The organism is Tessaracoccus sp. OS52, from assembly GCF_020687685.1.
Classification (GTDB): Bacteria; Actinomycetota; Actinomycetes; order Propionibacteriales; family Propionibacteriaceae; genus Arachnia.
In genome coordinates this window covers 1188710-1202051 of record NZ_JAJEWM010000001.1, presented here as the reverse complement: position 1 = coordinate 1202051, position 13342 = coordinate 1188710, and the positions used below count along the sequence as shown (strand labels likewise).

Annotated in this window: 13 protein-coding genes; 4 read left to right on the top strand and 9 right to left on the bottom strand. The window is 67.4% G+C overall.

The annotated features are described in order from the left end of the window. The first annotated feature begins 51 nt into the window (after positions 1-51). Positions 52-2460, top strand: coding sequence for an ATP-dependent DNA ligase (locus LKO27_RS05645; protein ID WP_227736004.1), 2409 nt, complete (start codon positions 52-54; stop codon positions 2458-2460). Positions 2461-2470: 10 nt separating this feature from the next. Here LKO27_RS05645 and LKO27_RS05640 read toward each other — a convergent pair whose 3' ends face one another. Both LKO27_RS05640 and LKO27_RS05635 read right to left on the bottom strand, forming a co-directional pair. After that, positions 2471-4567, bottom strand: coding sequence for a PhoX family phosphatase (locus LKO27_RS05640; protein WP_227736002.1), 2097 nt, complete (start codon positions 4565-4567; stop codon positions 2471-2473). A 95-nt stretch (positions 4568-4662) separates the two neighbouring features. Continuing rightward, positions 4663-5349, bottom strand: coding sequence for a GNAT family N-acetyltransferase (locus tag LKO27_RS05635; protein ID WP_227736001.1), 687 nt, complete (start codon positions 5347-5349; stop codon positions 4663-4665). A gap of 76 nt (positions 5350-5425) precedes the next feature. Here LKO27_RS05635 and LKO27_RS05630 point away from each other — a divergent pair, with 76 nt between their 5' ends. Beyond that, positions 5426-6475, top strand: coding sequence for an NAD(P)-binding domain-containing protein (locus LKO27_RS05630; protein WP_227735998.1), 1050 nt, complete (start codon positions 5426-5428; stop codon positions 6473-6475). On the opposite strand, the gene LKO27_RS05625 is transcribed toward LKO27_RS05630, so the two are convergent. The 5 genes from LKO27_RS05625 to LKO27_RS05605 are packed head-to-tail and all read right to left on the bottom strand — an operon-like array spanning position 6472 to position 9543. Beyond that, the gene (locus tag LKO27_RS05625) at positions 6472-7110 is read right to left on the bottom strand and encodes an A24 family peptidase (protein WP_227735996.1); all 639 of its coding nucleotides are present in this window, start codon (positions 7108-7110) and stop codon (positions 6472-6474) included. The two genes, LKO27_RS05630 and LKO27_RS05625, sit on opposite strands and share 4 nt — an antisense overlap. 7 nt (positions 7111-7117) lie before the next feature. Continuing rightward, positions 7118-8035: a type II secretion system F family protein gene (locus LKO27_RS05620; RefSeq protein ID WP_227735994.1), complete on the bottom strand. Its 918-nt coding sequence runs from the start codon at positions 8033-8035 to the stop codon at positions 7118-7120. A 1-nt stretch (position 8036) separates the two neighbouring features. After that, positions 8037-8990, bottom strand: coding sequence for a type II secretion system F family protein (locus LKO27_RS05615; protein ID WP_227735991.1), 954 nt, complete (start codon positions 8988-8990; stop codon positions 8037-8039). Further along, positions 8987-9397 (bottom strand): ATPase, T2SS/T4P/T4SS family, encoded by a 411-nt coding sequence (locus tag LKO27_RS05610; RefSeq protein ID WP_255621796.1) that lies wholly within the window; start codon positions 9395-9397, stop codon positions 8987-8989. Before LKO27_RS05610 ends, LKO27_RS05615 begins: the two co-directional genes overlap by 4 nt. After that, positions 9394-9543: a hypothetical protein gene (locus LKO27_RS05605; protein WP_227735987.1), complete on the bottom strand. Its 150-nt coding sequence runs from the start codon at positions 9541-9543 to the stop codon at positions 9394-9396. The genes LKO27_RS05610 and LKO27_RS05605 overlap by 4 nt, the downstream gene beginning before the upstream one ends. A 451-nt stretch (positions 9544-9994) precedes the next feature. Between LKO27_RS05605 and LKO27_RS05600 the strand changes: the two genes are divergently transcribed. Next, complete coding sequence (locus LKO27_RS05600) at positions 9995-10555, top strand: dihydrofolate reductase family protein (protein ID WP_227735986.1); 561 nt, start codon at positions 9995-9997, stop codon at positions 10553-10555. Between the two features lie 56 nt (positions 10556-10611). Next, the gene (locus LKO27_RS05595) at positions 10612-11886 is read left to right on the top strand and encodes an endo-1,4-beta-xylanase (protein WP_227735984.1); all 1275 of its coding nucleotides are present in this window, start codon (positions 10612-10614) and stop codon (positions 11884-11886) included. Between the two features lie 7 nt (positions 11887-11893). On the opposite strand, the gene LKO27_RS05590 is transcribed toward LKO27_RS05595, so the two are convergent. Both LKO27_RS05590 and LKO27_RS05585 read right to left on the bottom strand, forming a co-directional pair. Then, on the bottom strand, positions 11894-13048 hold the full coding sequence (locus LKO27_RS05590) for a YihY/virulence factor BrkB family protein (RefSeq protein ID WP_227735982.1): 1155 nt from the start codon (positions 13046-13048) through the stop codon (positions 11894-11896). 41 nt (positions 13049-13089) lie between these two features. Beyond that, entirely contained in the window at positions 13090-13284 is a 195-nt protein-coding gene (locus tag LKO27_RS05585; protein WP_227735981.1) for a hypothetical protein, read from the bottom strand. Positions 13285-13342: the final 58 nt, after the last annotated feature.

Genomic DNA, 13342 nt, shown 5'->3' with positions numbered 1-13342 from the left:
CTGACAACCGGCCCCCCAGCAGGCAAGATGCTGCAGGGAGGGAAGGACTGCATGGTTTCCAGCAGGGCACACCAGGTGGAGGTCGATGGCCGGCGGGTGCGCGTCACCAACGTCGACAAGGTCATCTACCCGACCACCGGGACCACCAAGGGCGAGGTCATCGCTTACTACCAGCAGGTGGCCCCGTGGTTCGTCCCGCATGCCCGCCGTCGTCCCGCCACCCGCAAGCGGTGGCCGAATGGCGTGGGCACTGAGTCGGACCCTGCGGGTTCCTTCTTCGAGAAGAACCTCCAGTCGAAGTCGACCCCCGAGTGGGTGGCGACCGCCACGATCGAGCACGGCGGGGGCCCCAACACCTATCCGCTGATCGACGACGCAGCCACCCTCACCTGGCTGGGGCAGCTGGCCGCTCTCGAACTGCACGTGCCGCAGTGGCGCTTCGACACCGCCCTGAAACGGCAGAACCCGGACCGGCTGGTGCTGGACCTGGACCCGGGGCCGGGATCGTCGGTGGCGCAGCTGGTGGAGCTGGCGCACCTGCTCCGGGAAGTGCTCGAGGGCGTCGGCTTCGATTCGGTACCGGTCACCAGCGGCAGCAAGGGCATCCATCTCTATTCGTCCCTCGACGGCTCCATGACCTGCGACGGCGCCTCCGACTTCGCCCGGGAGCTGGCCCGCCAGCTGGAGACGCTCCGCCCCGACCTGGTGGTCAGCGACATGAAGAAAACGCTGCGCGAAGGCAAGATCCTTCTGGACTGGAGTCAGAACAACGGCAACAAGACCACGGTGGCGCCGTACTCGCTTCGTGGCCGCGCCCACCCGACGGTTGCGGTCCCGCGCGACTGGGACGAGATCACCGAGGACCTGCGGCAACTGGAGTTCACCGAGGTCCTCGAACGCCTCGAGGGCGGCAACGACCCCCTAGCGCGCCTCCTGCCCCGGGCGTCGAGGCGCCCTGGCGACAGGTTGAACAAGTATCGCTCCATGAGGGACGCCGCGAGGACTCCCGAGCCCGTGCCGGAAGCTGCGCCGAGCGCGGGCAGCGGAAACTGCTTCGTCATCCAGGAGCACCACGCACGGCGGCTCCACTACGACTTCCGGCTCGAGCACGACGGCGTCCTCGTGTCCTGGGCGGTCCCCAAGGGTCCGCCGATGGACGGCGGCAAGAACCACCTCGCGGTCCAGACCGAGGACCACCCACTGGAGTACGGGACCTTCGAGGGCCGGATACCCAAGGGGGAGTACGGCGCGGGAGTGGTCCGGATCTGGGACCACGGCACCTACGAACTGGAGAAGTGGCGCGATGGCTCGGAGGTCATAGCCACGCTCACGGGTCAGCCCGACGGCGGACTGGGTGGCGTCCCCAGAAAGTACGCTCTGCTGGCGACCAAGCTGGGCGGCGAGCAGCAGAACTGGTTGATCCATCTCATGGAGCCGAGCGCGGACCTCGTCGCGACGGAGCCCGGGCCGGCTGAAGTGGTCCAGCTCTCCGACGAGCGCGCCGCGCGTGAGCCCGGAGCGGAGTTGCGCGGGCTGCCGGACGTCGAGCCGATGCTGGCGAGCGCCGCCGAGGAGGGGGATCTGCAGGGACCGGGGTGGCACTTCGAGATCAAGTGGGACGGCTATCGAGCGATCGCGAAGGTGGCCCGCGGTGCGTTCTCGCTGACCAGCCGCAAGGGGCAGGACCTGACCCCGCAGTACCCGGAACTCGGCGAGCTGACGACCCTGTTGAAGGGGCACGAGGTGGTGCTTGACGGCGAGGTCGTGGTGCTCGACGAGCATGGTGTCTCACACTTCGAACTGCTCCAGAGGCACAGCGCCAGCCCCGGGACCGCGCACTTCATGGTCTTCGACCTGCTCCACCTCGACGGCGCCTCCCTGCTGCGGGCCCCATACAAGCAGCGCCGGGAGATGCTCGAAGGTCTGCTGGGCGGCGGGGGCAAACACGTCCACATCCCCGACACACTGGGGGCCGACGCCGGCGTCGCCCTGGCCGTCAGCCGTGACCTCGGTCTCGAAGGCGTCATCGCGAAGCGCGTCACCAGCGTGTACCAGTCCGGGAAGCGGGCCAGGACCTGGTTGAAGGTGAAACACGTCCGCACCCAGGAGGCCGTGGTGGTGGGGTGGTCACCCGGCCAGAACGGCCGGTCCACCACCATCGGCTCCCTATTGTTGGCGGTCAACCAGGACGGCCATTTGACCTACATCGGCAAGGTCGGGTCCGGCTTCAGCGACGAGGCGTTGCGCGTGGCGTGGAAGGTGCTCACCGAGATCGAGCGCGACGACCCGCCCGTCGACGACGTCCCCCGGCTGGACGCCCGCGGCGCCCGGTGGGTGGAGCCGCTGATGGTGGGTGAGGTCACCTTCTCCGAGTGGACTGCCTCGGGCCGGTTGCGTCAGCCGGTGTGGCGGGGCTGGCGCCCCGACGTCCACGCAGAGGACGTGACCCGCACCGACTGACTCGCCAGCCTCAGCGGCCGGTGCTGGGCAGTCCCGGCCGTCCGACGTTGCCCGGCCCTGCGGTCGCGCTCGCGCTCGCGCTCGGCGAGGCGCTCGCAGTCGGGGAGGCGGTGGGAGCCGTCGCCGTGGGCCACACCGTCACGATGGAGGGCCGAGGTGCGGAGTCACCGCCGTCGGGCCAGTGCGAGGCCTGAACATCGAAGGTGGCCTCGTCGGTCTCGCCGGGGTGCTGGATGGCGACGTTGACGCGCTGGTCGGTGACCCACGGTCCGCAGCACTCCGCGCCGATGGGCACCGAGAGGAACTGCCGCACCCTGCCCCTGTTGTCGCCGTCGACGATTACCTCGTAGAGCCCGTCGTGGGCACCGAGCTTGTTGCCGTCGGTGGAGATCCACAGGTTCCCGTTGGCGTCGAAGGTGACGTTGTCCGGGCAGGAAATGGGCGAGACCTGGGACTTGTCGAAACCGCCGAAGTAGGTGCCCGGATCCTCCGGGTCACCCGCGAGCAGCAGGATGTTCCAGCCGAACGTCAGCGCACCCGCGTCGCCGCCTGCCTCGGTGAGTTCGATGACGTGCCCGTGCTTGTTGGCCGAGCGCGGGTTGGCCTCGTCCACCTGCTCCGCGGTGCGGTTGGTGTTGTTGGTGAGTGCGATGTAGACCCGGCCGTTGACTGGGTTGGTCTCCACGTCCTCCGGGCGGTCCATCTTGGTGGCACCGACGGTGTCGGCTGCCAGGCGCGTGAACAGCAGCACCTCGGCGGCGGTGAAGCCGTCCACGAAGGACTCGTCGCCGTGGACCAGCGGGATCCACTCGCCGGTGCCGTCGAAGGCGCCGTCGGAGGGCATCTCACCGTCGCTGATCGTGCCGGAGTCGCCGCTGAAGCGGGCGACGTAAAGGGTGCCGTTGTCCAGCAGGTCCGCGTTGGCCGAGGCCCCGCCGTCGAGGTCGGCCACCGCGTCGGAGACGAACTTGTAGATGTAGTCGAACCGCTCGTCGTCGCCGGAGTAGACGACGGCGCGGCCGTCGGCGGCGATGGCCGCGGTACCCGCCTCATGCTTGAAACGGCCCAGGGCGGTGCGCTTCTTCGGGGTGGAGTCGGGATCGAACGGGTCCACCTCCACCACCCAGCCGAAGCGGTTGGGCTCATTGGGCTCCTGGGCGATGTCGAAGCGGGTGTGGAAGAGCTCCCAGCCACGCTCCGTGGCGCCGCCCCGCAGGCCGTAACGGTTCAGGCGCGTGACTGTCTCCTCGTCGGTGACCTGGTCGGCGTTGGCGAAGTACTGGTTGAAGTTCTCCTCGGCCGTCAACCAGGTGCCCCATGGGGTGAGGCCACCGGCGCAGTTGTTGAGGGTGCCGAGCACGCGCGTACCCGTTGGGTCGTCGGAGGTCTGGAGCAACTCGTGCCCAGCTGCGGGGCCGGTCAGCTCGAACTCGGACTGGGCGGTGAAGCGCCGGTTCAGTTCATGGTCCAGGATCGGCGTGAGGCGGCCCGTGCCTGCCTCCTTGGCGACGGCGACCACCGAGAGTCCGTGGGCCGCGAGCCCGATGTTGACCTGCTCCTCGGTTGGGGCCCCGGCAACGTAGTCGGGGAACATGATGTACTCGTCGGTGTACTCGTGGTTCACCATCATCAGTTCGGTGTTGTCGTCCAGGTCGAAGAAGCCCAGGAAGTCACAGTTGTAGCCGAACTGGGTGGCCTGTGCGGCCGCCGTCTGGTTCATGATGTCGAACTCGGACGCGTCGGTGAAGAGCTTGTCACCCCAGCGCATGACCACCTCGGTCTCCCACCCCTCAGGGACGAAGACCGAGTCGGTGGTCTGGGGGGCGATGGCCTCGAAGTCCAGCGCCGGCTCGGCCGCGAACGCCGACGGGGCCACCCGCTCCGCGATGACCGATCCGCCGACCGCAACCGCTCCCACGACGGCGCCGGCCTTGAGGAAACCGCGACGCGAGACCACCTTGGCCACGACGTCGGCGAAGTACTCGTTGCCGGAGGTGTTGGGGACTTCGTGGAAACAGGCATCGCCGCAGCGCATCTTGCACGTCATTGACGAGCGGTTGCCGTGCACGGGGGCGCCCACCACGGGCAGCATTTTGCGAAGGTGCATCGCTTGGGTTCCTCTCAGGGGTGGATGACAGCGAACCAAGCCAACCCCGCAAACCCCTCCCGTAGGAGATCGTCCAGGTGAACTTCACCTGAACATCAGGTGATCGGCACCGCCAGTTGCTGCAGGTCGCTCAGGTGGGGTGGTGGCAACTGCGCGCGCTTGCAGGCGAACGCCACGCGCTCCTGCAGGCCCACCTTCACACCGGGCCAGTCGTTCACGAGGATGGAGTAGACGACGGTGTCGCGCCACGTGCCGTCGAGGCGGCGGATGTCGCGCCGCACGATGCCCTCGAACTGCGCGCCGAGACGCGTGATGGCGCCCCGGGAGCGGGTGTTGTTGATGTCGGCCTGGATCTTCACCCGGCCGAAACCACACCACTCGAAAGCGTGCTGCAGCGTGAGGAGCTTCGTCTCCACGTTGATGCCCGTTCCCCAGAACTCGCGCCCGATGAACGTGCCCCCGAGGTGCACCTTCTCGTTGATCAGATCCATCTCGCTCAGCGACGTCGTGCCCACGATGCAGCCCGGATCACCGAACATCGGGTTGGAGAGCCGGATGGCATAGACGGCCGTGCCCATGTCGAGGCGACCTCTCACCCAGGCCGCGGTCTCCTCAGGGTAGGCGTGGGGCCGCTCGAAGGGGAACCCGCCACCGCAGGCCGCCGCGTCGGACATGACGGTGAACAGGTCTCCGATGTCCTCGTGGGTGATGGGATCAAGACGGACGATGTCGCCCACAAGCGACTCACCGGATGGCCGGCGGCAGAGGTCGTTTCGACTCACGCGGATCAGTATCGGGCCTGAGTGGTCGCGTCGCAAAATGCGGAATAGCGGGGCGTGGCTCGGCGTTGTGACTGGCGTGGGACAAGCACTTTCATCGATCGTGATCGGGGCCGGCCAGGCCGGCCTGTCCGCTGCCCACCACCTCAAGCGTCTCGGTCTGGAGCCCTGGCGGGAATTCGTCGTCCTGGACCGCAACGAGGCCCCTGGAGGGGCCTGGCAGCATCGGTGGGACACGCTCACCATGCGTGATGTCCACGGGGTCGCTGCGCTGCCGGGGGAGGAGGAGCCGTCGAGCTCACCGGCGGAGCGCGCCAACGTCGCCGTGCCGGAGTACTTCGCCGCCTACGAGTCCGGGCACGGGCTGCCGGTGGAGCGTCCCGTCCGGGTGGACCGGGTGACCTCCGAGGGCGCCCTGCTGCGGGTGAGGGCGGGGGAGCGGAGCTGGCTCACCCACACGCTGGTCAACGCCACCGGAACGTGGAACAGGCCGTTCCTGCCCTACTACCCAGGAGTCGAGACGTTCACGGGCAGGCACCTCCACACCCATGACTACGGCCACCCCAGCGACTTCGCGGGCCAGCACGTGGTTGTCGTCGGCGGGGGAGCCTCGGCCGTGCAGTTGCTGGCGGAGGTGAGCGAGTACGCGACCACCACCTGGGTGACCCGCCGCGAGCCGATCTGGCGCACCGAGGACTTCACGCCGGAGGCCGGGCGGGCCGCCGTCGCCCTGGTCGAGGAGCGGGTGCGTCAGGGACTGCCTGCCCAGAGCGTGGTGAGTGTGACCGGACTGATGCTGCGCGAGCAGGAACTGCCGGCGTTTCGCAGGGGTGTCTACGACCGGCACCCGATGTTCGAGCGCATCGACGGCGGCGACGTCGTGTGGCCCGACGGAACCAGGGTGCACGCCGACGCCATCATCTGGGCCACCGGATTCAGACCCGACGTGGCGCACCTGGCTCCGCTCGGGTTGACCTCGGAGTTCGGGGGGATCCAGTTGGAGGGTACCGAGGCCGTCGTGGATCCGCGGATCCAGCTGGTGGGATACGGTCCGTCGTCGAGCACCATCGGCGCGAACCGGGCGGGCCGGACCGCCGCCGTCAACGTCCTGAGGCAGCTCGGCCGCTAGCCGACAGGGAGAACGAGGAACGAAAGCAGGGCACCGGCAAGCATGGCCGGGCCGAACGGCACACCCGTCTTGCGCGACGCCCTCCCGCTGATCAGGAAACCCAGCGCGACCACCGCGCTCAGGGCGAACGCCAGCAGCGTGCCCGTGCCGACGTGGCGCCAGCTGAACCAGCCGAGGAAGGCCCCGATCACGGCGGCGAACTTGACGTCGCCGAGCCCAAGCCCGGACGGGGAGATCCAGGCCAGCGCGAAGTATCCCGCCAGGCAGGCCGCGGAGGCCAGGACGGACCTGCCGAAGTCGGGCCAGGCTCCGGTGGTGGCAGCAGCCACCGCCAGTGGAACGAGGAGTGCCCCCAGTGCGGCGAGGACGAACTTGTCCGGCAACCGGAGTTCTGTGAGGTCTATCACCACCAGCAACGCGCACAGCGTGCCCGCCGCCGCGAAGGCAACCAGTTCCGGGGCGTCGGAGGCGAGCGCGGCCGCACCGGCGCCCAGGGCACCGGCCAGGGCCACATGGATCCACAGGGAGACCAGGCTGGTGTCCTGGGTGGTCTCGGAGCGGACCAGCGGGGTCAGCAGCGCGGCTGCGACGGCGCAGACAATCGCCGTCATCACCACGACCGCGGTTTGGGTCACGCACACCTCACATGTTGCTGAAGGCCTCGACCATACCCATCACCGCGGGTCCGAGGACGACGATGAACAGGACGGGGAGGATGAACAGCATCAGTGGCATGAGAACCTTGACCGGGATCTTCTGGGCCTTCTCTTCTGCTCGCTGGCGCCGCTTTAGCCGCATCTCGGTGGCCTGGGTGCGCAGCACGTCGCTGATGGAGATGCCGTAGGCGTCAGCCTGGATGACCGCCCGGACGAAGCGCCGCAGGTCGTTCACCGTGGTTCGCTGGGTGAGGGCCTCGAAGGCCTGCCGGCGGGAGCGGCCGATCTGGATGTCCTGGAAGGTGCGCTTCAACTCTTCGGCCAGCGGGCCCTTGCCGTTGTGCGCGGCGAGTGACATCGAGGCGTCGAAGCCCAGCCCCGCCTCCACGGAGATCATCATCTGGTCCAGCGTGTCTGCGAGTTCGAGCTCGATGGTCTCGTTGCGCTTCTGCCCGTTGCTGTTGAGGAGCAGTTCCGGGAGGAAGTAGCCCACCAGCGAGACCACGAGCGCGACCAGGGTGAGCAGCGGCGGGCCCTCGGAGCGAATCACGAGTGAGGTCAGGATGGCTGCCGTCGGAATCCACAAGAGCTTGAGGATGAGCAGCTTCTCCAGTGGCCAGGCGGTCGGTCGGCCCGCGAGCAGATACTGCCGCTCGAGGACCCGGCGGATGAGCCCCGGCGTCGCCCTGTGCGCCATGGCCGCGAGGAAGTTGCCGCGGGGGCGGGGCGCGCTGCCACCGGAGTCCTGCTCTTCTTCATTCGCCTTGGCCATCGTGCCCCGGTGGAGGTTGGACATGATGCGTCGCCGCACCGGATCGAAGGCGTCCCACGCCAGCCAGGCGGCGCCGCCGAGCGCGGCCCCCGCGAGGACGGCGGCGAGGATGATGTTCCAGGGAATGTCCATGTCAGAACTTGATCTTGACCGTGTTGTTGAGCCACACGGCGCCGATGATCAGCATGATCACGCCGAGGACGATGAGGCCGTAGCCGATCACGCTTTCGGTGAAGGGCGCCAGGTAGCCGGGGTTGGTGATGAGCAGGAACCCGGTGATGACGAACGGCAGCAGGATGAGAATCATCGCTGAGAGTCGACCCTCGGCGCTCAACGTCGCCACGAGCCTGCGCACCTCGTTGCGCTGTCGGATGGTGGTGGCCACGCGGTCCAGGACCTCGGCGAGGTTGCCACCGACCTCCCGGTTGATGCCAATGGCTTGCGACACCCAGGAGAAGTCGTCACTCTGCATCCGCGCAGCGGTGTCGTTGAGGGAGTCCGTCAGCGGCCGCCCCACACGGGTCTCGTTTACCACGCGCCAGAACTCGTCGGAGGTGGGACTGTCAGCCTCGCTGGCCACGGACGAGAGGGCTTGCGCCAGACTGTGGCCGGCGCGCAGGTTCGAGGCCATGAGCACGAGAGTGTCGTCGAGCTGGTCGGCGAAGGCCTTCTGCCGCTTGCTGACGCGCATCCCGAGCCAGAGTCGGGCCAGGATGGGCGCGACGATCGCCAGCGCGACCCCCAGCAGGGGGCCTTGGAGCAGCACCCCCGCGGCCAGACCGACGAGGGAGCCGACGATGATGAGGAAGACGAAGTCCTGCGGGCGCATCTTCACCGCGGCCAGCTCGAAGACGGTGGCCCCGACGGGAGTGCCCTTGCGGTGCATGAGCCGGGCGACGAGGGCGGTCGCCGTCGCCGTGGCCTTCTCAAGGGCACTCGGCTGGGGCGGCAGGCCAGGGCGGCGTCGCTCTATCGGGACCTTGATCGGTGGCGGGGAGGCCAACAGGTAAACCACCACCGCGAGCGCCATCGCGCCGGTCACTGCTGCCACCGCCAGGACCGGGTTCTCGAGGAAGAAGTCGATCATCGAGCGGGACCCTGGTTGCGAGGGCTGAAGATCCCCGGCGGAAGGTGGATGCCGAGCTCTTCGAACCGCTCGGTGAACCTGGGCCGGATCCCGGTGGAGACCGGCCGGCCGAGGAAGCGGCCGGTGCTGTCGACACCCGCCGAGTAGTCGAACACGAAGACGTCCTGGAGCGTGACGGTCTGGCCCTCCATCCCGTGCACCTCGGTGACGGCGGTCACTCGGCGCGTGCCGTCGCGCAGGCGGGTGAGCTGGATGATCAGGTCGACGGCGGAGGCGATCTGCTCCCGGATTGCGCGCAAGGGGAGTTCCATGCCCGCCATCAGGACCAGGGTCTCCAGCCTCGAGATGGCATCGCGGGGGGAGTTGGAGTGGACCGTGGACAGCGAGCCGTCATGGCCGGTGTTCATCGCCTGCAGCATGTCGAGGGACTCGCCACCGCGGACCTCAGGTCCGCAGCAAGGTCCACCAAGTCAGCATTGAGCTGCGCCAACTGGCCGGCGACGACACCGGCGCGCGCGGTCATCGCGTCCCACTGCTCGATGTCCACGCTCATGGGTTAATAGTACAGGTGTGCGATACCGTGGCACAAGGGTTTTGGCCACGTGGGTTATGGCCTGGGGTTTTGGCCATGTGGATCGTAACGTGGGCGGACCAGTGCCTCCGGCGGTCGAATCGCTCGTCGAACGGCAGAACTCGGCAGGGCGGGAGTGAACTCGCCATGGGCCCGAGGGGGCCGGCAAGGCAAGCTTCCTCGGGGACAAATCCGGTATGTCCAGTGCGCGCCCAGGAAGAAGATTCGCGGACACATGCAACAGTCCGATAAGCAGCATTATGTCACCTCACGGTCTGGGTCCCACGGTCTCCACATGTAGGCCCTTAAGTGTGGAGGGATGGACGAATGACCGACCTTGGGGCCACACCCAAGGCGTCGACGATCGCGCATGACGCCCATGTGACCAGGCCTCGCGTTACTCTCATGAGATCCGACTTAGGAGAGCACGAAGATGGGATCACTTCGCTACTCGATCAACGTCACACTCGATGGCTGCTGCCACCACGAGGCAGGGCTGCCCCCGGACGAGGAGTCGATGCGGTACTGGACCGATCAGATGCGACGCGACGACGCCCTGCTGTTGGGCCGGGTCACCTACGAGATGATGCAGGCAGCGTGGCGGAAGCCGACCACGGGACCGTGGCCCGAGTGGATGGAGACCTGGGACATTCCCTTCGCCGAGGCCATCGACCAGGCGAAGAAGTACGTCGTGTCGAGCACACTGGACAGTGTCGACTGGAACGCAGAACTGGTGCGGGGAGACCTCGGGTCAGCCGTCGAACGGCTCAAGACTGAGACGAGCGGGAGCCTGTCGGTTGGTGGTGTGACACTCCCCCTCGCGCTGGCGGATCTCGGTCTGATCGATGAGTACGAGTTCGTCGTGCATCCTGTTCTTGCCGGGCACGGCCCGACCTTGCTGTCAGGACTCCGTGAGCGCATCCAGCTGGAGCTTCTGGACCGCCGCGAGTTTCGCTCAGGGGCCGTGGCCATGCGGTACCGGCCCAAGCGCTGACAGGGATTGTGGCAAGATCTCGCCCCGCTGCTGCGAGCAGGTGGTAGAAAGTCCTCATGGATCATTTGTTGCACCGCAAGACCAATGCGTGCCTGCTCCTCCGCTCCGCCTCCGGGGATCCGCTCGCCGACGCACGCGTCACCGTCGAGCAGATAGACCACGCCTTCGGCTTCGGCAACATCGGATTCGAGTTCGTTGACTGGATCGCCGGCCCCCCGGCAGGCGTCGAGCGCTCCAACCATCAGCCAGCCCCGGACATGGACACGCTGAGCAAGCTCTGGCTCGAGCTGTTCAACCAAGCCACCCTTCCGTTCTACTGGCGCCAGTTCGAACCCACTCCTGGAAGCACTGACACGGAGCGACTGCTGGCTACCGCACTCTGGTTCAGGCAGCGCGGCGTTCGACCGAAGGGGCACCCACTGCTGTGGCACACGCTTGCCCCCAAATGGTTGCTCGACCTCGACGACGTCGGCGTCGAGGCGGCCATCCGTGAGCGGATCACCCGAGACGTGACGGCGTTCGCGGGCCTCGTCGACCACTGGGACGCAATCAACGAGGTGGTGATCCTCCCGGTCTTCACGGCCGAGCAGAACGCGGTCACCCGCCTCGCGCAGAAGCTCGGCCGCGTCGCGATGGTCCGGCTCGCGTTCGAAGCTGCCCGCGACGCGAACCCGAACGCCCGGCTGGTGGTCAACGACTTCGAGCTCACCCAGGACTACGTCGATCTGATCCGCGATTGTCTGCAAGCAGGCATCGAGATCGACGCCATCGGGCTGCAGACCCACATGCATCAGGGCTTCCGGGGCGCAGAAGAGATCCACGAACGCATCGAGCGGTTCGCGCAGTTCGGGATCCCCATCCAGCTCACCGAGACAACACTGGTCTCAGGAGACCTCATGCCCGCCCACATCGTCGACCTCAACGACTTCGAGGTGGACGACTGGCCCACCACGCCCGAGGGCGAGGCCCGCCAGGCCGACGACCTGGTGCAGCACTACACCACCGCGTTCGCGCACCCGGCGGTGGAATCCATCACCTACTGGGGCATCACCGATCACGGCGCCTGGCTGGGTGCCCCCTGTGGATTGCTGCGCAGAGACGGCTCCCCGAAGCCCGGCTACGACGCCCTCCGGAACCTGATCAAGGGCGACTGGTGGTACGGCTCCAGGGAACTCATCACGGACTTCGACGGCCGCGTCCGCGTCGACTCGTTCGCAGGCCGGTACCGCATCACCGCCGCCGACGGCATGGCTGAGGTGGAACTGCCGGCCGGGTTCCAGGGCGAGGTCGTCGTGCCAATCGGGACCGGACAGGTGCTGAGTCGTCGGTGAACCCCGCCTACTCGCCGGATTGACTGGGGCCGGGTTTCCCCTCGTCCTCCTCAGCCCCCGACTCGGTACCCTGGCTCGACTCACGCAGCGCCCGACCGTCGGCCTCGAACTTGTCGCGGGCCTTCTTCATCTTCTCGACCTTGGTGGTGCCCCGGGGCGGCAGCTGGATGCTCGCCTCCGCCTCGATGCCGCCCTGGAGCTCACGCGCCCGCTCGACCTCAGCGTCGACCTCCGCGCCCAGCAGCAGCACGATGTTGAACACCCACAGGGCGAACAGGAGCGCCATGACGGTGCCGATGGCCCCGTAGGAGCTGTAGCCCGCCAGGAACGTGAAGTACAGGGCGAGCAGGCCCCCTGCGATGGCGATGCCGACGATGGCGACGATCGCACCCAGGCTGATCCAGCGGAACTTGGGTTGCTTCACATTCGGGGTGAAGTAGTAGAGCACCGCGATCATCACGACCATGATCCCCAGGATCACCGGCCACTTCACCCAGGCCCAGATGGGCAGGAACGTGCGCATCATGAAGTCCAGCACCCCGCCCAGTCCCAACGGCTCGGCGATGGGCCCGAACAGCCCGCCCACCAGTTCCTCGTTGAGTGCCAAGGAAACCAGGATGAGCACGACGCCCAGCAGCATCACCAGCGTGGTGCCGAGCATCGTCAGGGTCTGCGTCACCAGTCCCCTCCCCTCCTCGCGACCATAGATGGTGTTGGTGCTGCGCGAGAAGGCCTTGACGTAGGCCGAAGACGACCAGAGCGCGGTTGCGACGCCGATGACGAGTGCGATGACGCCACCGGTGGCCGACGTCGTGGCGGTCTCCACCAGATCGACGACGAGGCCCTGGTAGTCAGGAGGGACGCTCTGGCGAACGAGGTCGTCGACGAGCGTGGTCACCATCTCGGCGTTGTTGGCCAGTACGAGCGCAACGATGGAGAAGATCGCGAGCAACGCCGGGGCCAGCGACAACACGGTGTAGTAGGTGAGCATCGCGGCCAGGTCCGTGCCGCCGTCGGCGGAGAACTCGCGCAGGGCGCGTCTGATTGCGTACTTCCAGCTGGCTCCGGTCAGCTTCGGAGGGGCTTCTGGCTTCTTCGGGCTGTCCGGAGCCGGCGCATCAGCAGCGTCGAGGGTTTCGTCTATGTGTTCCTGCGTCGACATCGGGCTGTCCTTTCATGCGCGTTTCCCGATCGGCTCAAGCTTCATTCGGTCGCGTTGTCCTCCCACTCCTTGAACGACGCGACCTCCTCCTCGGAGACGGGCTGGTCCTGCGGATCGCCGTGCACCTCGGGGTTCTCGTGCTCCGCCTCCTCCTGGGAACGGCGAAGCGGGGCATCCACCACCTGGCGCGACTCGACCTCGTGGGCTGTGCTGTCTCCGGTCTGCTCAGTACTCATCTGCAAAGCCTGTCATGAATGAGCGGCATCCGCGCCCAGTCGGATGTAGCCGCCCGGA